This is a genomic window from Pseudotabrizicola sp. L79 (genome assembly GCF_036553525.1).
GTDB lineage: Bacteria > Pseudomonadota > Alphaproteobacteria > Rhodobacterales > Rhodobacteraceae > Pseudotabrizicola.
The window spans coordinates 69530-95570 of sequence record NZ_JAZHDA010000041.1; the positions used below are offsets into that span (position 1 = coordinate 69530).

21 protein-coding genes and 1 riboswitch are annotated in these 26041 nt (G+C 63.8%); of the genes, 3 read left to right on the top strand and 18 right to left on the bottom strand.

Going from position 1 to position 26041, the window contains the following annotated elements; translation table 11 throughout:
- Positions 1-20: 20 nt before the first annotated feature.
- From glmM to V3C85_RS03085, 8 genes are all read right to left on the bottom strand, one after another.
- Positions 21-1364 carry a phosphoglucosamine mutase gene (gene glmM / locus V3C85_RS03050; RefSeq protein WP_331793610.1) on the bottom strand — a complete coding sequence of 448 codons (1344 nt, stop codon included), beginning with the start codon at positions 1362-1364 and terminating at the stop codon, positions 21-23.
- Positions 1361-2371, bottom strand: a complete 1011-nt coding sequence (gene folP / locus V3C85_RS03055; RefSeq protein WP_331793611.1) for a dihydropteroate synthase — start codon at positions 2369-2371, stop codon at positions 1361-1363. The genes glmM and folP overlap by 4 nt, the downstream gene beginning before the upstream one ends.
- Positions 2372-2415: 44 nt before the next feature.
- Positions 2416-3324 carry a dihydroneopterin aldolase gene (locus V3C85_RS03060; protein WP_331793612.1) on the bottom strand — a complete coding sequence of 303 codons (909 nt, stop codon included), beginning with the start codon at positions 3322-3324 and terminating at the stop codon, positions 2416-2418.
- 119 nt (positions 3325-3443) lie between these two features.
- Entirely contained in the window at positions 3444-4118 is a 675-nt protein-coding gene (locus V3C85_RS03065) for a cell wall hydrolase (RefSeq protein ID WP_331793613.1), read from the bottom strand.
- Positions 4119-4310: 192 nt separating this feature from the next.
- On the bottom strand, positions 4311-6872 hold the full coding sequence (locus V3C85_RS03070; RefSeq protein ID WP_331793614.1) for a putative PEP-binding protein: 2562 nt from the start codon (positions 6870-6872) through the stop codon (positions 4311-4313).
- 190 nt (positions 6873-7062) lie between these two features.
- On the bottom strand, positions 7063-9312 hold the full coding sequence (glyS, locus tag V3C85_RS03075) for a glycine--tRNA ligase subunit beta (protein WP_331793615.1): 2250 nt from the start codon (positions 9310-9312) through the stop codon (positions 7063-7065).
- A 1-nt stretch (position 9313) separates the two neighbouring features.
- Positions 9314-9790, bottom strand: coding sequence for a DUF6446 family protein (locus V3C85_RS03080; protein WP_331793616.1), 477 nt, complete (start codon positions 9788-9790; stop codon positions 9314-9316).
- A complete protein-coding gene (locus tag V3C85_RS03085; protein WP_331793617.1) occupies positions 9787-10716 on the bottom strand; it encodes a glycine--tRNA ligase subunit alpha in 930 nt (309 codons plus the stop codon). The genes V3C85_RS03080 and V3C85_RS03085 overlap by 4 nt, the downstream gene beginning before the upstream one ends.
- A gap of 187 nt (positions 10717-10903) precedes the next feature.
- On the opposite strand from V3C85_RS03085, the gene V3C85_RS03090 reads away from it, so the two are divergent.
- Positions 10904-12706 (top strand): serine protease, encoded by a 1803-nt coding sequence (locus V3C85_RS03090; protein WP_331793618.1) that lies wholly within the window; start codon positions 10904-10906, stop codon positions 12704-12706.
- Positions 12707-12778: 72 nt separating this feature from the next.
- On the opposite strand, the gene V3C85_RS03095 is transcribed toward V3C85_RS03090, so the two are convergent.
- From V3C85_RS03095 to V3C85_RS03135, 9 genes are all read right to left on the bottom strand, one after another.
- A complete protein-coding gene (locus V3C85_RS03095; RefSeq protein ID WP_331793619.1) occupies positions 12779-14227 on the bottom strand; it encodes a TrkH family potassium uptake protein in 1449 nt (482 codons plus the stop codon).
- Between the two features lie 91 nt (positions 14228-14318).
- A complete protein-coding gene (locus V3C85_RS03100; RefSeq protein WP_331793620.1) occupies positions 14319-15767 on the bottom strand; it encodes a TrkH family potassium uptake protein in 1449 nt (482 codons plus the stop codon).
- 171 nt (positions 15768-15938) lie between these two features.
- Positions 15939-17030: a GTP cyclohydrolase FolE2 gene (gene folE2, locus V3C85_RS03105; RefSeq protein ID WP_331793621.1), complete on the bottom strand. Its 1092-nt coding sequence runs from the start codon at positions 17028-17030 to the stop codon at positions 15939-15941.
- Between the two features lie 201 nt (positions 17031-17231).
- Positions 17232-18413, bottom strand: coding sequence for an O-succinylhomoserine sulfhydrylase (gene metZ, locus V3C85_RS03110; protein ID WP_331793622.1), 1182 nt, complete (start codon positions 18411-18413; stop codon positions 17232-17234).
- A 49-nt stretch (positions 18414-18462) separates the two neighbouring features.
- Positions 18463-18539: riboswitch (SAM riboswitch) on the bottom strand.
- A 64-nt stretch (positions 18540-18603) separates the two neighbouring features.
- The gene (locus tag V3C85_RS03115) at positions 18604-19200 is read right to left on the bottom strand and encodes a hypothetical protein (RefSeq protein ID WP_331793623.1); all 597 of its coding nucleotides are present in this window, start codon (positions 19198-19200) and stop codon (positions 18604-18606) included.
- 133 nt (positions 19201-19333) lie between these two features.
- Entirely contained in the window at positions 19334-19987 is a 654-nt protein-coding gene (locus V3C85_RS03120) for an inner membrane-spanning protein YciB (RefSeq protein ID WP_331793624.1), read from the bottom strand.
- A gap of 11 nt (positions 19988-19998) precedes the next feature.
- Positions 19999-20898 carry a DMT family transporter gene (locus tag V3C85_RS03125; protein WP_331793625.1) on the bottom strand — a complete coding sequence of 300 codons (900 nt, stop codon included), beginning with the start codon at positions 20896-20898 and terminating at the stop codon, positions 19999-20001.
- A 75-nt stretch (positions 20899-20973) separates the two neighbouring features.
- Complete coding sequence (ftsY, locus tag V3C85_RS03130; RefSeq protein ID WP_331793626.1) at positions 20974-22017, bottom strand: signal recognition particle-docking protein FtsY; 1044 nt, start codon at positions 22015-22017, stop codon at positions 20974-20976.
- 77 nt (positions 22018-22094) lie between these two features.
- A complete protein-coding gene (locus V3C85_RS03135) occupies positions 22095-22793 on the bottom strand; it encodes a lysoplasmalogenase (protein ID WP_331793627.1) in 699 nt (232 codons plus the stop codon).
- Between the two features lie 90 nt (positions 22794-22883).
- On the opposite strand from V3C85_RS03135, the gene V3C85_RS03140 reads away from it, so the two are divergent.
- Together V3C85_RS03140 and V3C85_RS03145 are read left to right on the top strand one after the other, a co-directional pair.
- Positions 22884-23927 (top strand): alkane 1-monooxygenase, encoded by a 1044-nt coding sequence (locus V3C85_RS03140; RefSeq protein ID WP_331793628.1) that lies wholly within the window; start codon positions 22884-22886, stop codon positions 23925-23927.
- 64 nt (positions 23928-23991) lie between these two features.
- Positions 23992-24396, top strand: a complete 405-nt coding sequence (locus V3C85_RS03145; protein WP_331793629.1) for a hypothetical protein — start codon at positions 23992-23994, stop codon at positions 24394-24396.
- Between the two features lie 71 nt (positions 24397-24467).
- On the opposite strand, the gene xseA is transcribed toward V3C85_RS03145, so the two are convergent.
- Positions 24468-26033, bottom strand: coding sequence for an exodeoxyribonuclease VII large subunit (gene xseA / locus V3C85_RS03150; protein ID WP_331793630.1), 1566 nt, complete (start codon positions 26031-26033; stop codon positions 24468-24470).
- Positions 26034-26041 lie beyond the last annotated feature (8 nt).

Sequence of the window (26041 nt, forward strand, 5' to 3'; positions counted from 1 at the left end):
CTGCCAGAGACACCCCTGCCTTACACGGCCGCCTCAACCGCGCCGACGATCTCATCGACCACCGATCGAAGCATCCCCTCATCCTCACATTCCGCCATCACCCGGATCAACGGCTCGGTCCCCGACTTGCGGATCAGAATCCGCCCCTTGCCCTTGATCCGCTCGGCACTCGCCTCGATCACCGCCTTGACGCTGTCCACCTCCAGGGGCCGCGCGCCCTCGGCAAAGCGGACATTCTTCAGCATCTGCGGCACCGTCTCGAACTGATGGATCAAGCTGCTGGCACTCTTGCCCGTCCGCGCCATCTCGGCCAGAAATTGCAGGCCCGCAATTAGGCCATCCCCGGTCGTCGCGTAATCGGTCATCACGATATGGCCCGACTGCTCTCCTCCCAGATTAAAGCCCCCGGCCCGCATCCGCTCGACCACATAGCGATCGCCGACCGAGGTCCGCTCCAGCCGCAGGCCAAGACCCGTCAGGTGCCGCTCTAACCCAAGGTTCGACATCACTGTTGCAACAAGGGCGCCGCCCCGCAGCTTGCCCTCTTCTGCCCAGCGGGTGGCCAGCATCGCCATGATCTGATCGCCATCCGCCACCTTGCCGGTCTGATCCAGGATCATCACCCGGTCGGCATCGCCATCCAGACAGATGCCCACATCCGCCCCATGCGCCACCACCGCTTCGGCCGCGGTCTGCGTATAGGTGCTGCCGCAGCGGTCGTTGATGTTGGTGCCGTTTGGGGTAACCCCAATCGGAACCACGGTCGCGCCCAATTCCCACAGCACCTCGGGTGCCGCGCGATAGGCCGCACCATTGGCACAGTCGATCACCACTTTCAGCCCATCCAGCCGCAAGCCAGCGGGAAAGGTGGTCTTGACGAATTCCTGATACCGCCCGCGACCGTCTTCGATCCGCTTGGCCCGGCCGATGTTCTCGGCCTGCGCCAACTGGATGTCGCCCGCAACGATGCGCTCGATCTCGATCTCGGCCTCATCCGACAGCTTAAAGCCATCAGGGCCAAAGAACTTGATGCCATTATCTTCGCTGGGGTTGTGGCTGGCGCTGATCATCACACCCAGATCGGCCCGCATCGAGCGCGTGAGGAACCCCACCGCCGGGGTGGGCACCGGGCCAAGCAGCAGCACGTTCATCCCGGTGCTGGTCAACCCCGCCGTCAGGGCGTTTTCCAGCATATAGCCCGACAGGCGCGTATCCTTGCCAATCACCACACGATGCGCCGCGGTGCCATCACGGCGGAAATACCGCCCCGCCGCTGCCCCCAGACGCAGCGCCATTTCGGCCGTCATCGGATAGGTGTTGGCCCGGCCCCGCACGCCATCGGTGCCAAAAAACTTGCGTGTCATTCTGGTTTTCCCTGTGTTGCGGCCAGCCAAAGCGACAAGGCCTGCCGCGTTTCAGAAACATCATGCACCCGGATCATCTGCGCCCCCTGCGCCACCCCGGCAAGGGCCACAGCCACAGAGCCGGGCATCCGCCGCTGCGCCTCCTCGGCACCAGACAGAGTGCCGATAAAGCGTTTGCGGCTGGCCCCCAGCAAGATTGGCAGGCCGAGCCCATGAAACAAAGACAGCCGCGCCAGCAGGGCCAGATTATGCTCCAGCGTCTTGCCAAAGCCGATGCCGGGATCAATCGCGATGCGATCACGCGGGATGCCTGCGGCCTCGGCCTCGGCCACGCGGGCGGCAAGGGCATCATAGACATCCAGCACCACATCGTCATAGCGCGGGTCGTTCTGCATGGTTTGCGGCGTGGCGATGGAATGCATCAGAATAACCGGCGCACCAGATTGCGCCACGACCGAGGCCATCTCAGGGTCAAACCGCAGCGCCGTGACATCATTCACAACCGCCGCCCCAGCCTGCAGGGCGCGGCGCGCCACCTCGGCCTTGCGGGTGTCGATAGAAATCGGCGGGGCGATGCCCGCAGCGCGCATGGCCGCGATCACCGGGGCGGTGCGCGCGATCTCTTCGGCGACCTCAACTTCGGCCGCGCCCGGCCGGGTGCTTTCGCCGCCCACATCCAGCAGATCAGCCGCCGCCGCCATATCGCGCGCCGCCATCATCGCCGCCTCGGGCTTTAGAAACAGGCCGCCGTCAGAGAAACTGTCGGGCGTGACGTTCAGAATGCCCATGATCCGGGGGCGCATCATCCCCAGCCCGGCAAAATCGGGGCGCGGTGCTGTCAGCGGGGCAAGCTGAGCCGCAGACAAGGACGCGACGGGCAGAACCTGCGGCGCGCCGTCACGGCGCAGCAGTTCGACATGCGAAAAACGGCACCAACCGCCAGCAAGCGGCAAGGCCCCATCCGGGGCGGCGGCATCAATGATCGGGATCGGGCGTATATAATCCATGGGCATGGATTAGGCGGCAAAGGCCGACCTTGGCAAGGCCGGCATCAGGCGCGCTCGACAGGAACGCGACTTCCTGCCGGCACTGCAACATTGCCGTGAACGACTATGCCACTGGCGGCCATCCCCTCGGCCAACCACAGCGCAAGCGCCACCGGATCGGCCGATTTCGGGCCATCAACCGCATCCAGCACCATTTTGGACGGCGCCCAAACCACCGACCGACCGCGTTTGATCGCCCAGTCAATCTCGGTGCGGGTGGCCACCACGACGCATCGCGCATCCCGCGCCGCCAAAGACCAGGCGTTTTGTTCGATGGCCAGCAGATCGATCCGGCGCTGCGTCGGCCTGTGGCCGGTAACGGGGCGATCAAATTCGGGCAGGCCCACGGTAAAGATCACCGGTGCCCCCCGCCCCACCAGCGCATCAATGCGGGCCGACAGATCGGGCTGGGCAATGGTGGCATTGTCAAAATGCACGACCAAAGGGTGCACGGCCGATTCTTCGCCATCGCTGCCCATCACCCGCAGCGCCGCCTCGGCCCGGCTGCGCACGATTTCGACCCCCAGCTTATAGGGCCCGATATCCAGCTTTTCGATCCGCACGAACACCCGCATGGCCTGCGGCTCGGCCAGGATCCGCTCGGCCAGCCGTTCGGCCAGCGTTTCCAGCAGGTTCAGCCGTTCGGCGGCCAGTTCCGTGGCGATCGCCTCGGTGATGCGGTCATACGACAGGATGCGGTCAACATCATCGTTCAGCGGTTGCGTGACCGGCTGCACCTCGACCACCACATTGAACATCACCCGCTGCTTGTGGCCACGTTCCTTTTGAAAGGCCCCAATCTCAACCTCGACAACGTGATCGCGCAAGGAAATGCGGTCGCGCGGGTCGGCACTGGCCGAAGCGATCGAGCGTTCTTCGGGATGGGCAAAGGCAAGTCGGGTGTCGGTGGTCATCTGGCCCTCCCCGGACCGGTGGCGGACCGGTAAGATGAAATCGGGGGCAGACTAACGCCCGCCCCCGGTTTGGGAATGCCCGAAGCCGACGCCCCCTGCAAGGGGGACGACGCATCGCCCTAGGGTTGGCGATAAAACAGATGCGCGCCGATCTGCGCCGTGCGAGGAAAGCGATGCGCCCAACCCGGCCGCACGGCGCGGGTGTGGAAATGGGTGGCCCCTTCGGTCAGGGCGCGCGGTGCGCCATCCAGCATCAGCCGTGCGATCCGGCCCGCGCGATCTGCGGCGGCCTTTTCACGCATCACATCCTTGATACCGTCGCAGACGAACGAGAACTGGCAGCCTTTGCTGCTGCCCTGATTCACCACGCCACAGACCGACTTGGGGTATTTCGGGCTATCGACCCGGTTCAGGATCACTTCGGCCACTGCAAATTGCCCCTTCAGCGTTTCGCCGCGGGCTTCGTGATACAGCGCAGATTGCAGGCATTGCCATTCGGCATCGCCTTTGGGCGCCGGCAGCTGCGCCAGAAAACCGTCGTCATAGCGCAGAACAGTTGGCGTCTCGGCCTTGCCTGCTTTTTTGATCGTCTTCGGCCCTTGGGCCAAAGCCGCGAGTTTGGAGGCGGAAACCGCCCCGAGCGTTTCTTGTTCGGCCCCCATCAAAAGGGCGACCTGTTCTGCAATATCCAGTGCAGGGCTGTTGGACTGGCTCACCGTCACGTCGGCGAAGGCCGCTCCACCCGTGGCCAAAGCTGCACAGGCAGCCAGAGCCCAGATTTGTCGCAAGCGCATTGTCTAGTGTTCCGTCTTGTTGCCATGCCGCGCGACCCAGACTCACAAGCCCGTGATCAGCGCAACGATCGCAGGACGTAGGCGAAAGCAGCCCTTTCGTCCACGAAACGCCGAAAGACATGTCAGATTCGTCAAAATGTCGGCAGATTTCCGCCGATCACATTTGGCCAAATGGTCTAAAAACCGCCCCGACTACAGGATTTTGTGGCCCGTCTGGGCCTGCATACTACGGTCGTTCAGCGCCAGATGTGCGGCGGCGAGTCGGGCCAGGGGCACGCGATAGGGCGAGCAAGACACATAATCAAAGCCAGCACGCCTGCAAAACTCGATTGATTCGGGGTTGCCGCCATGTTCGCCGCAGATCGACAGGGTCAGATCAGGGCGTGTCTTGCGCCCGCGTTCCGCCCCGATCAGCAACAACTCTCCCACCCCTTCCACATCAAGAATGTGAAATGGATCTTCGGGGAACACGCCCTGCTGCACATAGATGTTCATGAACCGCCCCGCGTCGTCGCGCGACAGGCCATAGGTCATCTGGGTCAGGTCGTTTGTGCCGAAAGACAAAAAGGCCGCATGCTGCGCGATTTCCCCGGCCCGCAAGGCGGCGCGCGGGGTTTCCACCATCACACCCAGTTTGTAGTCAAACTCGCGCCCTGCCTTGATCTTGACGTTGGCCGCCACGGCGTCGATGCGGGCCTTGACCAGTTCGACTTCACGCTTGGCGCTGACCAGCGGGATCATCACCTCGGGCACCACAGCCGCGCCCCGGCGGGCCACCTCGACGGTGGCCTCAAAAATCGCCTGCGCCTGCATGTCATAAATCTCGGGCAGGACGACCCCAAGACGCACCCCCCGCATACCCAGCATCGGGTTGAATTCGGCCAAAGCCTCGACCCGCCGCGTCACCTCAGACAGCGGCTTGTCCAGCGCCTCGGCCAGTTCGCGCATGCCTTCGCGATCATGCGGCAAGAATTCGTGCAAGGGCGGATCAAACAGACGGATGCAAACAGGCAAGCCCGCCATGATTTCAAAAAGCTGAACAAAATCAGCACGCTGCATCGGCAACAGCCGCGCCAAGGCCGCGGCCCTATCTTCCGAAACATCGGCAAAGATCATCTCGCGCATCACCACAAGGCGATCTTCTTCGAAAAACATATGTTCGGTGCGGCACAGGCCGATGCCTTGGGCAGCAAATTTGCGGGCCGTGGCCGCATCGGCGGGCGTATCGGCATTGGCGCGGATGCCAATGTCGCGAAACTGATCGGCCCATCCCAGAAGTGTTTGAAAATGTTCATCCAAGGCCGGGGCCAGCATCTCGGCGGCACCCGCCAGCACTTGCCCGGTGGTGCCGTCGATGGTGATCAGATCGCCCTCACCAAAGCTGCGGCCCTCGGCATGGATGCGCTTGTCCCGCGGATCAAGCCGCAAATTTGCCCCCACGACGCACGGCAGGCCAAGGCCGCGGGCGATGACGGCGGCGTGGCTGGTCATGCCGCCGCGTTCGGTCAGCACGGCCGCGGCGGAATGCATGCCGCGAATGTCTTCGGGCGCGGTTTCGCGGCGCACCAGAATACAGGCCTCTCCCCGAGAGGCACTGGCCTGCGCGGCAGCCGAGGAAAACACGATGCGGCCCGTTGCGGCCCCTGGGCTGGCGGCAATGCCGCGCGCCACCACGTCGCGCGGGCCGCGCGGATCGACCTGCGAATGCAGCATTTCCGACAAGGCCCGCGGCTCTACCCGCAGCACGGCCTCTTCGGCAGAGATCACGCCATCACTGGCCAAGGCCACGGCAATCCGCAGGCTGGCCCGGGCCGAGCGTTGCACCCGCACGGCATCAAGAACCGCCAAGTGCCCGTCTTCTATGGTAAATTCGATCTGCATCTCTTCGCGCAACTTGGCGCGACAGGCCGCGCCATGGCGGATCAGGGTTGCAAAAATCTCGGGCGCGATATCTTCGAGAGAGGAGCCGCGCGGGTCGCGGGTGAGGTAAAGCGCCTTGGCGGTTTTCAGCGCGTCGCGGCCCTGGCCCTGGCCCAGATAGCGACCGGTGATCTGGGGTTGGCCGGTGACGGGATCGACGAATTGCATCACGCCCGAGCCGGAAATCCCCTGCCCCATCCCCTGGGCCATGGCCTGAACCACCAGCCCCAAGGGCGCCTCAAGCGGTGCGCCCTTGGCCTGACGCAGCAGGCGGGCGGTCGTTCCTTCCCATGCGCGGGCCATCGAGCGCAGCACATCGGCCAGTTGGCGGGCCGGATCTTCTGGAAATTCCTCATCCATTTCAAGAGCATAGACCCGAAGCGCGTCGCGGATGGCGTCGGGGGATGGGTCTTTGGCTTCGAACATGTCGGGGTCGAGGCGGGCGACGTGGGTGGCGTAGCTTTGGATGAACCGCAGCGAGATGGCGTTGGCGGCTTGGGCGCCGTGGCGTTTGACAAGGGCGTCGTGGCGGGCCTTGTTATGGCCGACATTCAGGATCGTGGCCGGGCCGCCCCAATCGGGATTGGCGGGGCTGGGGCGGACAGAGACCAGCGCATCATCGCCAAAATACGACAAAATCGCTTTGCAATCAATGGGATGGCCTGCCGCGATGGCCCGGACGGTGGCCGCCGGAATGGCCACGGTTTTCGGCACGGGCAGATCAAGCCGGATCAGGCGTTGCAGGCATTTAGCCCGCCAGCCATGGGCCTGACGGTCTATTTTCGCGGTCTGGGTGACTTCGGTGAAGTCCTCGATCGGCATAAGTTTCTGCACTGCGGCATTCCTTTTCACGCCCCGACCTTACGCCAAAAACGCCCCATGACAAGCGTGGTTTTCCTGTGGTTTTTGCGTGGTGCATCTGTAGTGCATCTGTGGTCACAGCGCGCCGGGGCCGGCGCCGCCCCCCAAGACGCAAAAGGGGGGCCAATGGCCCCCCGTTCGCACCGTCAGAACTGGCAGAAGATCAGCCTTCGAGTTTGGTCAGATCGGCCACCGACAGGCAGATGGTGCGGATGCGGTGCAGAAGGTTCAGCCGGTTGCGGCGGATGATTTCATTTTCCGTGTTGATCTGGACAGCGGTGAAGAAGGCGTCGATGGGCGCGCGCAGGGCGGCCATGGCCTGCATCGCGGCGCTGAAATCCTCGGCCTGCATCGCCGGGGCGATTTTGGACTCGGCACTGTCGAGGGCGGAAAAGAGGGCGCGTTCCTCATCGGTTTCGGCGAATTTCGGATCAGCGCCGAAGGAATATTCGACACCGTCTTTCTGTTCGGCCTGCGTCAGGATGTTGTTGGCCCGCTTGAAGCCCGCGACAAGGTTTGCGCCGTCTTCGGTGGCAAGGGTGGCATTCAGGGCGCGGGCGCGGTTGACGAGCAGTGTGAGATCGTCGCTGCCGGGCATAGCCAAGCAAGCGTCGATCACGTCATGGCGGATGCCTTCGTCTTTCAGGAAGACCTTGAGGCGGTCGTGGAAGAAGGAGAGGAGGTCGGCGGCAAGTTGATATTCGACGAAATCACCTTTCGCCCACTTTTTCGCCTTCAAGGACTCGTAGAACTTCGGCCAATCGAAATTCGCAAATTCTAGTTTTCGCAGTTCGTTTTCATCAACACCGGAATTTTCGGCATAGCTTTTCCGAAGCGACAGCGCGCTTTCAGGGTCGGCATCTCTGAAAGAACGCAAGGAATCTTCGAGGCAAAACTGAGCGTTCACTGACAGTTCCTCGAGCGATCCACGCACCCCATTCCCCAACACCAACCGGATCACGCCCAAAGCGGCGCGGCGGAGGGCGAAGGGGTCTTTGCTGCCCGTGGGCTTTTCGTCGATGGCCCAGAAGCCGGTCAGCGTGTCGAGTTTGTCGGCCAGCGCCACGGCGACCGAGACAGGATCGGTGGGCACATCATCGGTGGGGCCAAGGGGGGAATAGTGGTCGCGGGCGGCGTTGGCGATGGCGTCGGGTTCGCCCGCCGCGCGGGCATAATACATGCCCATCAGGCCCTGAAGTTCAGGGAATTCGCCAACCATGGCCGAGCGCAGGTCGAGTTTTGCCAGTGTTGCGGCGCGTTCGGCCTGAGCCGGATCGGCCCCGACCATCGGCGCGATGTCACGCGCAAGGGCCGCGATGCGGGCGATGCGGTCGGCCTGCGACCCCAGTTTGTTGTGGAAGGTGACGGATTTCAGGCCATCGCGCCAGTCATCCATCCCCGCCTTGGCCACGCGCAGGTCATTTTCCCAGAAGAATTTGGCATCCGACAGGCGCGCGGTCAGCACCTTTTGATTGCCCTTGAGGATGGTTGCGCCGTGGTCATTGGTTTCGGTATTGGCGACGGTCACAAAGCCTTCGATCCGGCCCGTTTTCGGGTTTTTCACCGAGAAGAACTTTTGATGTTCGCGCATCGAGGTTTGCAGCACCTCGGGCGGCAGGTCGAGGAACTGATCGGCAATGCGCCCCATCAGCGGCACCGGCCATTCGACAAGGCCCGCCACCTCGGTCAACAGGGCGCGGTCTTCGACCACCTGCATCCCGGCGGCAAAGGCAAGGTTCTGGGCGGTTTGCCAGATGGCCTGCTCGCGTTCAGCGCTGTCAAGGATGACATGGGCGCGTTTCAGTTTGGCGGCGTAATCGTCGAAATTATGAACGGCAAAGCGGCCCGGCGACAAGAAGCGGTGGCCCGATGTGGTGTTGCCCGCCGTGATGTGATCGACCGTCAGGGGCACGATGGTGCTGCCGGCTTCGTCGGACAACAGGCACAGGATGGAATGCAGCGGGCGCACCCACCGCAAAGACCCGCTGCCCCAGCGCATGGATTTGGGCCAAGGGAAATTGCGGATCGTCGCGTCGAGTGTTTCGGCGATGATCTCGGCAGCCGGGCGGCCCGGCTTTTGCAGGATGGCAAAATAGGCCTCGCCCTTTTTCTCGGCGCGGCGTTCCAATTGGTCGAGGGTCAGGCCGGTGGCGCGCAGAAAGCCGTCGATGGCCTGTTGCGGCGCGGTGGTGGCGGGGCCTTTGCGCTCTTCTCGGGTGGGTTTGGATTCGGCGGTCAGCCCCTCGATCGTCAGGGTCAGGCGGCGCGGGGTCGAAAAGGCACCGGCAGAGGCATAGGTCAGCCCTGCGGTCACAAGGCCATCGGTGACCAGCTTTTTCAGGTCTTCGCGGGCGCGGGCCTGCATGCGCGCCGGGATTTCCTCGGAAAAGAGTTCGATCAGAAGATCGGGCATGTCATTTATCCTTGGCGGCGGGGTTCAGTTGCGTCCAGGCGAAGGCGCGGCCATCGGGAAAGACAGCGACGACGCGATCGACATCGGTGTGGATGTTTTCTTGCGAGAGAAAGGCCAAAGCCTCTCCACGCTCTAGCGCCGTGCCGATTTCGACGGCATCAAAGCAGTCGAACCACGAAGGGGCGATCAGGGGTTCGGCCCCGTCATAGGCGCGGTAGGTTTCGGACAGCATGCCTTGGGTCAGCGGCGTGGTAAAGCAGGCGCGAAAACGCAGGGGCGAGCTGTCGGCATCAATGCCGGTGATGTTTTCGGCCAGGATCGGTTCGGGCTGGCCGGATTCGATCGGGGTCAGGGTGATTTCCTGACCGGGGGTGAAGGCCACCTCTCGGTAAAAGGCGTAAACCTGAAGGTAATAGATGGCGATGCCTGCGATCAGTGCCGAAATCACGATGAACCCCGCTGCGAACTTGCCGGTCATGCTGCATCTGCCCCGGCTGTGGTTTGCCGGAAGGCATCGGCGCATTTCTTGGCCAAGGCCCGGACGCGGCCGATATAGGCCTGACGTTCGGTGACTGAAATCACGCCGCGCGCGTCAAGCAGGTTGAAGATGTGGCTGGCCTTGATCGTCTGGTCATAGGCCGGGTGGGCCATGATGATGTGTTTGCCGGTTTTCGGATCATTGGCGGGAACCGCAAGCAGGCGTTCACATTCGGCCTCGGCATCCTTGAAGTGCTGGAACAGCATCTCGGTGGTGGCGCCGTCAAAGTTGTGGCGGGAATATTCTTCCTCGGTCTGGCGGAAGATGTCGCCATAGGTCAGCGGGATCGGGCTGGCCGGGTCGTTGAAGGGCATGTCCATGACGTGATCGACGCCCAGCACATACATGGCAAGGCGTTCAAGCCCATAGGTCAACTCGCCCGAGACGGGGCGGCAGTCGTGGCCGCCGACCTGTTGGAAATAGGTGAACTGGCTGACTTCCATGCCGTCGCACCAGACCTCCCACCCCAGGCCCCAGGCGCCAAGGGTCGGGCTTTCCCAATCATCCTCGACAAAGCGGATGTCGTGCAGGGCGGGGTCAAGGCCGATGGCGGCGAGGCTGCCAAGGTAGAGATCTTGTAGATCGGGGGGCGAGGGTTTGATGATGACCTGATACTGATAGTAATGCTGCAACCGGTTCGGGTTTTCGCCATAGCGGCCATCGGTGGGGCGGCGCGAGGGTTGCACATAGGCGGCGGCCCAGGGCTTGGTGCCAAGGCTGCGCAGCGTGGTGGCGGGGTGGAAGGTGCCGGCCCCCACTTCCATGTCATAGGGTTGCAAAACGGCGCAGCCCTTGGTGGCCCAATAGCTCTGAAGCCGCAGGATGATTTCCTGAAACGACCGTGGGCGCGAGATGGCGTCGGACATGGCGAGTCCCCCTTTGGCCCGGCCACCAGCAGCCAAGCCTTGAAATGCTGCTGCGTAATAGGCAAGAGGCGGGCAACGGTCAATGCGATGCGGTGGCTGCGGTGTGGGAAAGGGGCAAGAATGCCCCTACCCTTGGCGCAAAGCTGCCCTTAGGGTGGCCGCGTTAATTTTTTGAAGTGAGTGGGGCATGATGTTTGCAAGAATTGCTGCCGGGGTGGCAGCCTGGGTGATGGCAGCGGCCGTCTGGATCGGGGCGGCGGCGGCGCAAGACCGGGCGTGGGTGCAGGTTGAGGCCCAGCCGTCACTGGCCGAAGCGCAAGAGCGCGCCAGCGCCTATGCGGCGGTGCTGTCTGATGTGGTGGGCTATCAACTGGGGTCACGCTGGTATGGGATCGCGATTGGCCCCTTTGATCCTGACACCGCCGAAGCCACGCGGCGGCAGTTGCGGGCCGAGGGTCTTATTCCGCGCGACAGCTTTGTCAGTGATGGCACAAACTTTCGTGATCAGTTCTGGCCGGTCGGGGCCACCGATGCGGCCCCGCCTGCCGAAGCTGCCACAGACCCCGTCACCGCGCCTGCGGCAGAAGCGGCCGCTGAGGTCGCCCCCGAACCTGCGGCCGAGCCAGTTGCAGAGCCTGTGCCAGAGCCTGTGGCTGAACCCGAAGAAAGCCTTGCCGAAGCGCGTCAGTCGGAAGCGGCCCTGACGCGGGAGGAGCAGATGGAGTTGCAGCGCGCGCTGCAATGGAACGGCTTTTATGCGGCGGCAATTGACGGGGCCTTTGGGGCAGGCACGCGGCGGTCGATGGCCGAGTGGCAAAGCGCCATGGGGTTGGAGCCGACCGGTGTGCTGACCAGCCGTCAGCGCGACATGCTGCTGGGCAACTGGCGGGCCGATCTGGCGGAATATGGCTTTGAGGTTGTGACCGAAGCCGAAGCCGGGATCGAGATCGAACTGCCGCTGGGGTTGGTCGGATTTGACCATTACGAACCGCCCTTCGTGCATTTCAACGCGCTGAACGGGTCGGGGATGACGGTCATTCTGATCTCGCAGCCCGGCGATCAATCGGCGCTGTATGGCCTGTATGACATTCTGCAAACCCTGACCATCGTGCCGATGCAGGGGGAACGGGCGCGCCGCGAGCGGTCTTTCGAGATCAACGCCGCGAATGAAACGGTGGCAAGCTATGCCTTTGCCGAACTGTCTCAGGGGTTGGTGAAAGGCTATATTCTGGTGTGGAACCCCGCCGATGCCGACCGGGCCAACCGGGTGCTGACGCAGATGAAGGCCACGTTCCGCCCGGTGGGCAACCGCGCCCTGGACCCCGGCATGGTGGCCATGAGCGATGCGGCGCGCAAGGGTCTGCTTGCCGGGCTGGAATTGCGGCGGCCCAAGCAAAGCCGGTCAGGCTTTTACGTCGATGGCACGGGCCGGGTGGCAACCACGGTTGAGGCCGTGGCGCAATGCGGGCGCATCACGCTGGACGGGCTGACCGACGCCAAGGTGATTGTGGCCGATGCCGCCAGCGGTGTGGCGCTGCTGGCACCCGAGGCGGCACTGGCGCCGCCTGCGGTGGGGGCCTTGCAGATTGCGCCTGACCGGATCGGGGCCGAAGTGGCCGTGGCGGGCTATGCCTACGAAGACACGCTGCCCGCCCCGGTGCTGACCTATGGCACGCTGGAAGATGTGCAGGGCCTGGATGGCGAGCCGGGGCTGAAGCGCCTTGGCATTGCCACCCTGCCCGGCGATGCCGGTGGGCCGGTGATCGATGGCACGGGGGCTGTGCTGGGCATGTTGCTGCCGCGCGCCACCGGGGGCAGCCGGGTGTTGCCCGAGGGGGTGGAATTCGCCGTCTCGGCGGCCGGGATTGCCGATCTGATGGCGGCCAACGGTCTGGCACCGGCAGAAGCTGCGATGGCCGGGGCGCTGGCCCCCGAAGACCTGACGCGCAAGGCCATGGGCATGACCGTGCTGGTCGGCTGCTGGGAGTGAAACCTTCCTTGCCCAAGTGAAACAGCCGCCCCCGTGGGCGGCTGTTTTCGTTTCGGCGCGGGGTTGCCCCGATCAGGCCCGCCAGAACCGGCGCATGAACAGCACATAGACCGACATCAGTTCAAGCCGCCCGACCAGCATCCCCGCCATCATCAGCCATTTGGCGCTTTCGGGAAAGCCGTGGACCGCGCCTGTTGGCCCGACCTCGGGGCCAAAGACCGGGCCGACATTGGCCACCGATGTCCATGAGGCGGTGACGGCGGTCTTGAATTCCAGCCCGGCAAGGCCAAGGGCCACGGCCAACAGGCCGAAGGTCAGGATGAACAGGGTGAAGAACACGATGACGGAATCGACCACATCCTGCGCCACCGCCCCGCCCGAATAGCGCAGCCGGTTGACCGAGGAGGGATCATGCAGGCGGCGGATCTGCACGCGGATGGCCTCGAACAGGATCAGATAGCGGAACACCTTGACCGAACAGCCGGTCGAGGAGGTGCAGCCGCCGATCAGGCCGACCGCAATCAGGATGACAAAGGGAAACGGCCCCCAGACCGACAGATCGACCGAGGAAAAGCCGGTGCCCGAGAAGGTGGACACCACGTTGAAGGCAGTTTCGCGCAGCAGGGGTTCGACCGCCATGCCATGGGTCATCAACTCATACACAACGATGGCAATCACAGCATAGAGGTTCCAGCGCAGATAGGCCCGCACCTGCGCATCCACCAGCAGTGGCCGCAACGAGCCTTGGGCCAGTTGGATGAACCGGATGAACGGCAGGCTGCCCAGCAGCATGAAGACCACGGCGGCATATTCCGCAGGCCCCTGAAACAGGCCAAAGCTGCGGTCGCTGGTGGAAAAGCCCCCCGTGGACACGGTGGTCAGCGCGTGGACCACGGCCTCAAACCCCGACATGCCAAGGGCGAAATAGGTGACGGCACAGGCGACGGTCAGCCAGATATAGACCTGGATCAGCGCCGAGGAGATGTCGATGGCGCGCGGCAGCACCTTGCCCAGCGTGTCAAAGCCTTCGGACCGGAAATATTGCATCCCGCCCACCTTCATCACCGGCAAGAACAGCATGGCGACGATGACGATCCCAAGGCCGCCCAGCCATTGCAGGATGCCGCGCCACAGATTGGTGCCCTTGGGCAGGGCGTCGATGCCCTCGATCACCGTGGTGCCTGTGGTGGTCATGCCCGAGACGCTTTCAAACAGCGCATCGGTCAGCGACAGGCCCGGTGCGCCGATGATCAGCGGCAGCGCCCCGAAGGCCGGCATGGCGATCCAGACGCCCGTGGTCAGGATGAAGATCTGCTGCAAGGTCATGGTGCCGCCGGTGGCATTGGCCGTGGCAAGGGCCATGGCCCCGCCCGCCACAAGGCTGATCACCGAGGCCCGGAAAAACGCCCGCCAATGCGGATCGCCATTGGCCATATCCAGCGCCATGGGAAACAGCATGAACACCCCCAAGGCGGCAATCAGCAATCCGATGACATAGGCGATGGGGCGCAGATCAATCATAGGGGCACAGTTGGGCCGAAGCGGCGGCGCTGTCAATCGCCCGGCCCCGCCCTGCCCCGCCCGGCCCGGCCCGCGTGGCGCGCAGGTAACGTCAGCGCCGCCAGAACCGGGGCAGAACCAGCACGAACACCGCCAGCAGCCCCAACCGGCCCAACAGCATCGCCAAGGTCATGATCCATTTCGCCAGATCGGGAAAATCCCGAAAGGTGCCCGTTTCGGCCACCATGGGGCCAAAGCCGTAGCCGATATTGCCGATCGAGGTCCAGACGCCGAACAGGGCCGACTCGATATCCACCCCGACCAGCGTCATGGCGACTGACAGCACACCGATGGTCAGGATATAGCCGGTGACGTAAAGCATCATCGCGCTGATCGTATCCTGACCCACCGGCAGGCCCGCATACCGCAGCGGCACCACGCGGTCGGGGTGGGTGATCTCGGCCAATTGTGCCGCCAATGCGCCCGCCGCCAGTTGCACCCGAAACACCGACAGCGCCCCCGAGGATGACCCCGAACATCCCCCGATCAGCCCCAGCATGAAGGCCACCGACAGCGCAAAACTGCCCCAGCCGCCGAAAGAGCCGGAAAAGAACCCGGTTCCGGTCAGGATCGAGGTCAGGTTGAACACGGTTTCGCGCAAGACGGATTCGAACAGTTGTTCAGACGTCGCCACCCGCCACAGCGTGGTCATCGCCACCGCAACCGCCAGCCACAGCACGATGGCCCGCACCTGCGGGTCGCGCAAGATGCCCCAGGATCGCCCGGTCACCAGTTGCACATAGCGGATATAGGGAAGGCTGCCCAACAGCATGAACAGCGCCCCGGCATATTCGGCCGCACCGGGATATTTGCTGAACGACAGATCACTGGGCGCAAACCCCCCGGTGGCAATGGTGGCCGCCCCCATCACGATGGCATCCAGCACCGACATCCCCAAGGCGACATAGGTCAGAATGCAAATGACGGTCAGCCCGGCATAGATCATCAGCAGCGCCCGCGCGATATCGGTGGCGCGCGGCAGGGCCTTGCCAAAGGTATCAAAGCCTTCGGTCTTGAAAAACTGCATCCCCCCCACGCGCATGATCGGCAGAAAGATCATGGCGATGAAGGCAATCCCCAGACCGCCGATCCAGTTCAGCATCCCGCGCCACAGGTTCATCCCCTCGGGCAGGTGGTCAAGGCCCACGATCACGGTTGATCCGGTGGTGGTGATGCCGGAAACGGCCTCAAAATACGCATCGGTAAAGTTCAGCCCCGGCGCACCCAGCATGAAGGGCAAGGCGGCAAACAGGGGCAGGCCCAGCCAGATGGCGGCGGTCAGCAGATAGGCCTGCCGGATATCCAGCCCCCGCCGCAACCCGTTGCGCGTGGCCAATGCGATCAGCCCGCCGATACCGCCCGTAAAGATCGCACTTTCCAGAAAGTCGGCGCCATTTTCCAAACCGGCGCGATGATCAATGATCGCCGGGGCCAGCATCAAGATGGCCAGCACGATCAGCATCCGGCCGATCAGATAGGCAATGGGGCGGATGTCCACCATGGTGCGGCGATCTGTCTGCCTTTGCCCGATCCTTGTCAATATCCCGCAAAGTTCTGGCCTGCGCTTTGTGTTGCCAAGCCACGGGACCGCCGCAAAAAAGGGCGCGCCCGTGGCAAAAGGAAACGCCGCCCCCGCGCGGGGACGGCGTTTGGCAGAATGACCGGATGACGGTTAGCCGATGTGGAACAAGGTCTGGAACAGGCGCGGGTCAAGGCTGGTCTGCGCAAAGGTCGGGCCTTCGGTCAGCACGCTGACGGCATCATGGCTGTGCAGGCTTTCCTGATGGCTGGCAACGATGCGGAAATCGCCGACGCGCGGATCGCCTTTCAGGCTGGCGCAAAAGCTGCGGGCGGCATCTTCGACAAAGATCGGGTTGGCGGCGTTCAACTCGGCAAAGGCCTGCTCATCCTCGCGCTTGACCATCACTTGCGTTTCGGTGGGCACAGCGTCGCGGGCCAGTTCGATCATGTCTTCGAACCACATCCGCTTGCCGGGTTTGACCACCGCCGAAATCCGCGCGACCGAGCGTTGCGAATGCGGCGTGGCCAGTTGGCCGCGCGTCATGCGCGCATGTTCCGACAGTTCAAGCGAGCACGGGCAGGTCGAGGAATAGACGAAATCAAGATGCATGATCTTGGTGCGCACGCCGGCCACATCGACCAGTTCCAGCGCGATGTCGTAATATTGCCAGCCCGACAGGCCCGACCGCAGCGAGTTGACCTTGACCGGGAAGGAAAAGCGCATCTGGATGCGGGCGTCAAAGCTGCCCAGATCGCGCAGGTAATCTTCCAGCGCATGTTCGATCACGCCAAAGGAAAACTCCTTTTCGGAATGGGCATAGAACGACCGCATGATGCGGCTCATGTTGATGCCCTTCTTTTCCGCCTCAAGGCTGACGGTGCCGGTGACACTGGTTTCCAGCGTGACGGGGCCGTTGTCGCGGGTGTGATAGCGGATCGGCAGGCGGAAGTTCGAGATCCCGACATGCTGGATCACTTGCTTGGCCCCCACGATCAGGCTGGAGGGGCCGTTTTGCAGATCGGGCAGGCTGTCTTTATAGCCCTCGGTCACGACGAAATCCTGCGGATAGTCGCGCGACAGGGCCGGATAGCCCTGCCCCGGAATCAGATAGGCCACCGAGGAATCAAGTGTGGCGATCTCGTCATCCGAGGATTTTCCCGCCCATTGCCGCAGCAGGGCAAGTGCCTGTTCCGCCTCTTCCCTTGAGGGTTTGCGGTCAAGCTCGGGCGTGTGGATGTTCATCGGCTATCCTTTCGGTTCCGGCAGGGTGGGCCCTGTCCTTCAATGTCAGCAGGTATACGCGGCATGGCGCGTGCCGGATCAATCTAGGCACTGATTTTCCGGGCACAAGCCGCAATCCGACGGCTGTGATCGCACAAGCGACCCGGCACGGCGGGCGAACGCGGTTTTTGGCCCGCGCCCGCGCCCCGCAGAGGGACAGGATCAGGCCTGATCCAGCGCCTGCATCAGATCGGCGATCAGGTCGCCCGCATCCTCCAGCCCGACCGACAGGCGGATCAGGCCCGGCGTGATGCCAAGGCTGTCTTTCTGGTCTTGCGGCAGGCGTTGATGCGTGGTGGTGGCCGGATGGGTGGCAATGGTTTTTGCATCGCCCAGATTGTTCGAGATGCTGGCGATGTGCAGCGCGTTCATGAAACGGAACGCGGCCTCTTTGCCCGCCGCGATGTCAAAGGCCACCAAGGTGCCACCCGACCCCATCTGCGCCATGGCCAGATCATGCTGGGGATGGCTGGCAAGGCCGGGATAGATGACGCGGGCCAGTTTCGCATGGCCTTGCAAGGCGGTTGCAACGCGGGCGGCGCTGTCGGCCATGGCGCGGCAGCGCAGATCCAGCGTGGCCATGCCGTTCAGATGCATCCAGGCGGTGAACGGCGACATGCTGCCGCCGGTGTGTTTCATATAGGGTTCGGCCACCTTGCGGATAAAGTCGCGGGTGCCGCAGATCACGCCGCCCAGCGCGCGGCCCTGACCGTCGATATGTTTGGTGGTGGAATAGACGATGACATCGGCCCCCTGCTCGACCGCGCGCGAAAAGATGGGCGTGGCAAAGACGTTATCAACCACGACCAGCGCGCCGACGGCATGGGCGATTTCGGCCACCGACCGGATATCGACCAGTTGCAGCGTGGGGTTCGACATCGACTCGAAGAACACGGCCTTGGTGCCCGGTGTCACCGCCGCCCGCCATTGATCCAGATCGTCGCCATCGACAAAGGTGACGCGCACGCCATAGCGGGTCAGCACCTCTTCGAGGATGTAAAGGCACGAGCCGAACAGGGCGCGCGACGACACCACATGATCGCCCGCCCGCAGCATCGAGGTCAGCGCGCCATTCACGGCCGCCATGCCCGAGGCCGTGGCAAAGGCATCTTCGGTGCCTTCCAGCGCGGCGATGCGGTCTTCGAACATCCGGGTGGTGGGGTTGCCATAGCGGGCATAGATGAACTCATCCTCGCCCGCCTTGATGAACCGTGCCTCGGCGGCCTCGGCAGTGGGATAAACGAACCCTTGGGTCAGGAAAATGGCCTCGGCCATTTCGCCATATTGGCTGCGACGCAGCCCTTCATGCACCAGTTTTGTGCGCGTTTTCCAATCTTGTGACATCGCTTGCCCCCTTTGGCCAAGGAAAAACCCCGAAACCGGTCAGGCTTCGGGGTTTCGACCCAAGACCCTTTTAGCGGGTTATTTAACGTGGCCCGCAATCCGGCACAAAGCACCACGGGGCGCGGCATACGCCTTTGCGCCGCAACGGTCAATGGTTTGCGCGGTGGCGGCGTGCCATTGCGGGCGGTGGTCAGGCGGCCTGCCGGTGGCGATGCAGGATCGACAGGATCACCGCCGCCTCGACCGCGTGAATGATCAGCGGCAGCACGGCATACCAGACCATCAGGCCCCAGATCTCTAGCAAGGCGATCATGCCTTCGTTGAACAGCACCAAGGCGATGTTCCAGATCAGCAAGGCGCGGGCCAGTTCGGGATAGGCCGGGCGCAGCGCCACATTGGGCAGGCGAAAGCGCAGATAGCTGTGGTCGCCGTCGCGCAGATCGTTCAGCAGCGCAAGGCTGGCCACGGCAGCAAAGACCGAAAACAGCCGCAGGCACCAATCGGGGCGGTCGGCCAGCATGATCAGCGATGCAGGCCCCAAGGCGGCACAGACGGCAAGAACACTGGCCGTGCGCACCGAAAACCGCTTGCACCAATAGCGTGCCGCCCATTCGGCATAGCGTGCCAGAAACACCCACAGCCCCAGAAAGAACGCCGTGACGAAAGAGGCAGAGGCATCTTCGGTCAGCGCCAGCAACAGGGGATAAACGCCCAAGGCCATGATGCCCGGCAACAATTGGTTGGCATCGAAACGCGGCACAAGCGTGCGGCGCTGGAAATCTGACATGTGCTGGGCCTCCTGCCTTGCCCCGGTTGGGGTGGGTGGGCAAGGACTAACCCGGGAATTGGGCGCAAACGGGGCCGGATCTGGGCGGATCGAATGCATTTCCCCCCCGGCGGGGGGGGGCGCGCCGTTGCGATCAGCCCTTGGCGTCGTCGCCGGGGGCATCCTTGGCTTTGGCGGCGGCGTCAGGGTCGGCCGCAGGGTCGATCAGATAGGATTGCAGGGCAAAGATCTGCACCCAAAGAAACAGCACCAAGGCTGCGGGCATGGCAAAGGTTTCAAGCTTGACCCAAGTGTCGGTGGACATGGTGCGCCAGATGAATTCATTGGCCACCGCCAGCGCCACGAACATGCCCATCAGCCGCTTGGTCAGGATCATCCAGCCTTCGGGGCGCATGGGCAACAACTCGGCCATCACGAATTGCAGCCAGCTTTGCCCGCGGGCAAGGCCAATGCCCAACAGCCCGGCCATGCAGCCATAAACGATGGTGGTTTTCATCTTGAAGAACCGCTCATCATTGAACCAGGCGGTCAGGCCCCCGAAGAAAATGACCATGAAGGCCGTAAAGACCTGCATCCGGCTTAGCTGCCCGGTCAGCCGCCACAGCACCGCCATCGCCACCAGCAGGATCGGAATGAACACCAGCGCCGAGACGATGAAGCCCGAATATTCGGTGCCCGCGATGGTAAAGCTGTCTTCCTTGATGCGCAGGTAGATCAGGAAAAAGGCGATGGTGGGGCCCAATTCCAACACCTGTTTCAGGATGCCGTTGATCTGCTTTTCTGCCATATCCCTGCTGCCTATCCTGCAAATTCCATGATGACCGCCCCCAGGGCGATCAGCGCCATCAGCGCCGTGCGCACCGGCCCGACCTTGTCGCCCAGAACCAGCCAGGCGATCAAGGCGGCAAAGACGGTCGACGTTTCGCGCAGCACCGCCGCTTCGCCCACCTTGTCCAGCCGGGTGGCCAGCATGATCGAGCCAAATGAGAAATAGGCGACAAACGCGCCAAGCACACCCCGTTTCAGCAGCGGCAGGATTTCGCCCCCAGGCAGGCGCATCCAGCGGCGGGCCGTGACCAGCGGGATGAAGATGCCGTCGATCATGAAAAACCACGCAAGAAAGGTAAAGGGATCTGCCGTTGCGCGGATGCCCCAGGCATCATAGGTGGTATAGGCCGCCACCAGCGCGCCGGTGGCCACGGCAAAGCCCAAGGCCGGGATCATCTGGTCGCGCCCCTCGGTCACCTTGCGCAGGTTCCAGGCCGCAAGACCCAGGATGGCTGCAACCAGCAGGCCAAGGCCGAACCATTGCCAGCCATTATAGGTTTCGCCAAACACCACCCCCGCCGCCAGCACGGCAAAAAGCGGGCCCGTGCCGCGCACCACCGGATAGACCACCGAATAGGCGCCGCGTGTATAGGTCATCGCCTGCAACACCTTGTAGATGGCATGGATGACAAAGGCGCCAAGGAAGATCAGCCACATATGCGGCTCGGGCCAGGGCACGACGAAAAGGGCGAAGGGCGCGGCGATCAGGCCATAGCTTGCGTCGATGGCGGCGCGGCTGATCCAGGGGTCATGCCGCCCCTTTTGCAGTGCCCCGAACAGAGCATGCAGAAAAGCCGCCAAAAGCGCCAGGGCAAGGGCCACATCCTTGCCCGCCGCAGTGCCTTCGAGAGAGATCAGCCAATCTGACACGGTGGGTCTTTCGGAACCGGCGACCGGGGGCTTTGCCCCCGGACCCCCAGGATATTTGGAAACAGATGAAGAGGGTCAGCGGTCGAGCCCGACCAGCGCACGGGCGAAATCATCGGGGTCGAAGGGGGCCAGATCGTCGATCTGCTCGCCCACGCCGATGGCGTGGATCGGCAGGCCGAACTTGTCGGCCAGCGCGACCAGAACGCCACCCTTGGCGGTGCCATCAAGTTTGGTCATCACAAGGCCCGAGACATCGGCCAGTTTGCGGAAGATCTCGACCTGTGCCACGGCGTTCTGGCCGGTGGTTGCATCCAGCACAAGAAGGGTATTGTGCGGGGCGGTCGGGTCTTTCTTGCGGATCACGCGGATGATCTTGGCCAGTTCCTCCATCAGATCGGCGCGGTTTTGCAGGCGGCCTGCGGTGTCGATCATCAACAGGTCGGCGCCATCGGCCTGCGCACGGGTCAGCGCGTCAAAGGCAAGGCTGGCCGGGTCAGAGCCTTCGGGCGCGGTCAGGACCGGCACGCCGGCGCGGTCGCCCCAGACCTTGAGCTGTTCGACCGCCGCCGCCCGGAACGTGTCGCCCGCGGCGATGACCACCTTTTTGCCCGCGGCCTTGAACTGGCTGGCCAGCTTGCCGATGGTCGTCGTCTTGCCCGAGCCATTGACGCCCACCACCAGAACCACCTGTGGTTTTTGCGGGTAAAGCGGCATGGGTTTGGCCACCGGGGTCATGATGCGCGCCACCTCATCTGCAAGGGCAAGGCGCAGCTCTTGGGTCGAGATTTTCTTGCCAAAGCGGGTTTCGGCGATATTGGCGGTGACGCGCAGCGCGGTTTCGACCCCCATGTCAGCCTGAATCAGCAGCTCTTCAAGGTTTTCAAGCATCGCATCGTCAAGCACACGGCGACCGGTTTCGGGCGCAATGGCCGGGGCGCGCGGCATCAGGGCGGGCTTGGGTGCAACCGAGGGCGCGGCGGATGCGGGCGGGGTGCTGTCCTCGGGCGTCGGGGGGGCGGCTTCGGGGCCTTGGCCTTCGGCCACCAGCGCATCAAGGCCTGATCCGATCTTGTCGGAGGACTTGAACATCCGGTCCTTGAGTTTCTTGAAGAAAGACATGGGGGCCTCGCACCTTGGCTTTGCTTTCACCTAATCGCTTTGACGCCGCATGGAAAGGGGCCGCGCCCCTTGGCGGGCTAGGCTTGGGGGAAAGTCCAGAACAGAACGCTGCCGAAAAACAGCAAGAATTGCCCCAGCACATAGGCGGGCCAAAGCACGGCCCCCAGCAGGCGGCGCGGGGTTTCGCGCTGCAAGACGAACATCCGCACGGCCAGAAACAGATCGGAGGCGATGAACAAGGCCGCACCAAGGCGCAGTTCGGCCGTGCCGGGATTGGCCGGCACCAAAATGGCCGCAACGCCCATGGCGGCGATCAGAACCACATAGGCCCGCACCGGCCAACGCAGCGCCCCGGTGCGGGGGGCGAGCCAGATTTCGGTGGACACCACCAGGGCCACAAGGGCAACGGCGGCCCAGAACTCCAGGCCCGCGACACCATCAAACCCAAGCTCTGCCCCCCGCGCGATCAGGGCGGCGGCATAGATCAGATGCCCGATGCCAAAGGCCGCCATCCCGGCCAGAAAGGCGCGCGGGCCGGGGCGCGACAGGCAGAAATCGCCCAGCACTCCGAACCCAAGGCCCAGCGCCATGATCCAGACCGGGTCTTGCCCCAGATAGGAGGTGACAAGCCAGAACAGGGCCAAGGGCGCCAGAGTGGTGGTCTTGATCACGCTGCACAGCCAGTCATCCTCATCTCGCCAGCTGTAGGCCAGCCAATAGATCAGCCCGGCGATCAGGCCCAGACTGGCCACCACACGAAACATCAGGTCGAACATGCGCAGCCCCTTGTTGTCTGGACCGGGGCTTTAGCATTTGTCGCACCGCCTTGCCATGGATCGGCCAGAATTTCATGCTACACCCCCCGCATGACCGCAAAGCCGCTGCCCCTGATCCTGTTTGCCCTTGCCGCCCTTTTGCCTGTGCCGCTGTTGGCGGCGGGGGTCTGGCTGGGCGGGATTTGGGTCTGGGCGGGGTTTCTCTACATGGCGGCGCTGGTGATCTTGCTGGATCAGCTGGTGCCCTATGTGGCGGGCGACGCGCCCGAGGGGGCCGAATTTCCTGCGGGTGATGTGGTGTTGGTGGCGGTGGGGCTGTCGCATCTGGCGCTGATGCCGCTTGCCGTCTGGGCGGTGGCGGGGCCGTCGGCCTTGGGCACAGGCGAAAAGCTGCTGCTGTTTCTGGGGTGCGGCTATTGGATGGGGCAAGTGGCGCATCCCGCCGCGCATGAGTTGATCCACCGGGGCAACCGCTGGCTGTTCCGGCTGGGGGTGGCGATCTATACCAGCCTGTTGATCGGCCATCATGCCAGTGCGCATCGGTTGGTGCATCACCGCGCCGTGGCCACCCCCGAAGACCCCAGTTCTGCCGCCCCCGGCATCAGTTTCTGGCGGTTTGCGCCGCGGTCGTGGTGGGGCAGTTTTCGCGCCGGTTGGGCGGCCGAGGATGCCTTGCGGGCGCGGGTGGGCCGGGGCGGGGTGCATCCCTATCATGTCTATCTGGGGGGGGCCGTGGCCTTTGTGGGCTTGGGTGCGCTGATTGCGGGTTGGGCCGGGGCGCTGGTCTGGGTGGGGTTGGCGGCCCATGCGCAGGTGCAGATGGCCTTGGCCGATTATGTGCAGCACTACGGGCTGCGGCGGGCCAGGCTGGCCGATGGGCGCTATGAGCCGGTGGCAGACCGGCATTCGTGGAACACGCCGCACTGGTTTTCCTCGGCGATGATGCTGAATGCGCCCCGCCATTCCGACCATCACGCGCATCCCAACCGGCCCTATCCGGCGCTGCGACTGGACAAAGATGCCCCGATGTTGCCCTGGCCCCTGCCCGTGGCCTGCGCCATGGCCTTGCTGCCGCGCCTGTGGCGGCGGCGGATGAAGCCGCTGCTGGCCAGATGGGGCACGCCGGAAACCTGACGCAGCGGTGACTGGCCAAATGGGGCAGAGCATGGCAGCATGCGCCATGATCAGGAGAGCCGTGATGCGTTGGTTTGCCCTTTGCCTAGCCGTGATCCCCAGTGCGCTTGCCGCGGCCGAGACGGATATGGGCACGCCGCTGACGGGGGCCGAGTTTGAGGCCTATGTCACCGGCAAGACGCTGACCTTTTCATCACAGGGGCAGGTTTACGGGGCCGAGCAATATCTGCCCGGTCGGCGGGTGATGTGGGCCTTTACCGAAGATATTTGCCGCGAAGGCATCTGGTATGAAGAACCGGGGCAGATCTGCTTTGTCTATGATTACGACCCGGTGCCGCAATGCTGGGTGTTCTGGCAGGATGACGGGCTGAACGCATTGTTCATGGGCGAAGATGGCGGCACGCGGCTGACAGAACTGTCACAAACCCCGGCCCCGCTGGCCTGTGCCGGGCCCGAGGTTGGGGTGTAGCCTTTGTCAGTTTCGAACATTCTGCGCGGTTGCACCGGATAAAACGGGCGCAAGGCTTTACGGTTTCGAACCTAGAACAGGCTGCCTTGCGTTGGGGGTTTGGGGCTGGCTTTTTTCGGCGCAGCCGCCTTGCCACCAAGGGCGGGCAATTTGCCGTCGTGAAATTCAATCTCCAGCGCCGTTGCCTTTTCCGCCTCGGCCCGGCTGGTGACCACGGCGCCATCACCGCGCACCACCGCATAGCCGCGCCGCAGGGTTTCGGCATGGCCCATGGTCTGGCGTATCCGGTCCAGGGTTTCCAGACGCGCCGACAGATCTGCAAGCCGTTGCAGGGCCAGCCCGTCCAGCCGCTGACCGGCATCGGTCAGGCGCTTGCGGTCTTTGTCAAGATCGCGCGCCGCCCCACCCAGCAGACGCGACAGCGACGGGGCAAGGCGCGACGACCAATTGTCGAACCGGGCGCGCTGCTGATCCAGCTTGCGGGTCAGGCGCGCCTCGACCGCATCCCCGCGCCGCGACAGGGCCTGGCTTCGGTTGGCGATCAAAGACAGCAGCGCCTGGGGCGACATCCGGCCTGCGCGCCGTTCATAATCACCACGCTTGCGGCTGACAGCCAGCGACAGCCCCCCCGACAGCCGGCCGGTGGCGGCGTCAAGCCGTTGCGACGGGGTGGCCAGCAGCGTCTCGACCCGCGGCAAGGCGCGCGCCAGATCGCGCATGCGTTGGCCGCGCAAGGCAATGCCCTGCGCCAAGGCCCGCGACAGGCGCGCGCCCAGATCATCCAGCCCGGCCAGCAGGTCAAGCCGCACCGGCACCGCCATTTCCGCCGCAGCCGTCGGCGTTGGCGCGCGCCGATCCGAGGCATAGTCGATCAGCGTGGTGTCGGTTTCATGGCCCACGGCGGAAATCAGCGGAATCTGGCTTTCTGCCGCCGCCCGCACCACGATTTCTTCGTTGAACCCCCACAGATCCTCTAGCGAGCCGCCGCCCCGCGCCACGATCAGCACATCGGGGCGCGGAATCGGGCCACCGGGGGCGATGGCATTGAACCCCCGGATCGCGGCGGCCACCTCGGACGCGCAGGCCTGCCCCTGCACCGCCACCGGCCAGATCAGCACATGGCGGGGAAAGCGGTCGCGCAGGCGGTGCAGAATATCGCGGATCACCGCCCCCGAAGGCGAGGTGACAACGCCGATCACCTGCGGCAAGAACGGCAGGGGCCGTTTGCGGGCCGGATCGAACAGACCTTCGGCCTGCAAGGCGGCACGGCGCTTTTCCAGCATGGCCATCAGCGCCCCTGCCCCGGCGGGGGCCACGTCCTCGACGATCAGCTGATATTTCGACTGGCCCGGAAAGGTGGTCATCCGGCCCGTCACAACAACCTCCATCCCCTCTTCGGGGCGCACCTGCATGCGGGCGACCTGACCTTTCCAGCTGATGGCGGCAATCACGCTGCGGTCATCCTTGAGGTCAAAGTAAAGGTGCCCCGAGGCCGGGCGCGACACGCGCCCCACCTCTGCGCGCACCCGCACAAGGCCAAATTCGCCCTCGATCACCCGTTTGACCGCGCCGGAAAGTTCCGAAACGGTGTATTCCGGCTGATTGCCTGCGGGGGATGCGTCTTCGAAGATGTCCATGCGGCTTG

Coding starts and splice junctions, on each gene's coding strand:
- glmM (WP_331793610.1), bottom strand. CDS start 1,364: ATGACACGCAAGTTTTTTGGCACCGATGGCGTGCGGGGCCGGGCCAAC.
- folP (WP_331793611.1), bottom strand. CDS start 2,371: ATGGATTATATACGCCCGATCCCGATCATTGATGCCGCCGCCCCGGAT.
- V3C85_RS03060 (WP_331793612.1), bottom strand. CDS start 3,324: ATGACCACCGACACCCGACTTGCCTTTGCCCATCCCGAAGAACGCTCG.
- V3C85_RS03065 (WP_331793613.1), bottom strand. CDS start 4,118: ATGCGCTTGCGACAAATCTGGGCTCTGGCTGCCTGTGCAGCTTTGGCC.
- glyS (WP_331793615.1), bottom strand. CDS start 9,312: ATGCCCGATCTTCTGATCGAACTCTTTTCCGAGGAAATCCCGGCGCGC.
- V3C85_RS03080 (WP_331793616.1), bottom strand. CDS start 9,790: ATGACCGGCAAGTTCGCAGCGGGGTTCATCGTGATTTCGGCACTGATC.
- V3C85_RS03085 (WP_331793617.1), bottom strand. CDS start 10,716: ATGTCCGACGCCATCTCGCGCCCACGGTCGTTTCAGGAAATCATCCTG.
- V3C85_RS03090 (WP_331793618.1), top strand. CDS start 10,904: ATGATGTTTGCAAGAATTGCTGCCGGGGTGGCAGCCTGGGTGATGGCA.
- V3C85_RS03095 (WP_331793619.1), bottom strand. CDS start 14,227: ATGATTGATCTGCGCCCCATCGCCTATGTCATCGGATTGCTGATTGCC.
- V3C85_RS03100 (WP_331793620.1), bottom strand. CDS start 15,767: ATGGTGGACATCCGCCCCATTGCCTATCTGATCGGCCGGATGCTGATC.
- folE2 (WP_331793621.1), bottom strand. CDS start 17,030: ATGAACATCCACACGCCCGAGCTTGACCGCAAACCCTCAAGGGAAGAG.
- metZ (WP_331793622.1), bottom strand. CDS start 18,413: ATGTCACAAGATTGGAAAACGCGCACAAAACTGGTGCATGAAGGGCTG.
- V3C85_RS03115 (WP_331793623.1), bottom strand. CDS start 19,200: ATGTCAGATTTCCAGCGCCGCACGCTTGTGCCGCGTTTCGATGCCAAC.
- V3C85_RS03120 (WP_331793624.1), bottom strand. CDS start 19,987: ATGGCAGAAAAGCAGATCAACGGCATCCTGAAACAGGTGTTGGAATTG.
- ftsY (WP_331793626.1), bottom strand. CDS start 22,017: ATGTCTTTCTTCAAGAAACTCAAGGACCGGATGTTCAAGTCCTCCGAC.
- V3C85_RS03135 (WP_331793627.1), bottom strand. CDS start 22,793: ATGTTCGACCTGATGTTTCGTGTGGTGGCCAGTCTGGGCCTGATCGCC.
- V3C85_RS03140 (WP_331793628.1), top strand. CDS start 22,884: ATGACCGCAAAGCCGCTGCCCCTGATCCTGTTTGCCCTTGCCGCCCTT.
- V3C85_RS03145 (WP_331793629.1), top strand. CDS start 23,992: ATGCGTTGGTTTGCCCTTTGCCTAGCCGTGATCCCCAGTGCGCTTGCC.
- xseA (WP_331793630.1), bottom strand. CDS start 26,033: ATGGACATCTTCGAAGACGCATCCCCCGCAGGCAATCAGCCGGAATAC.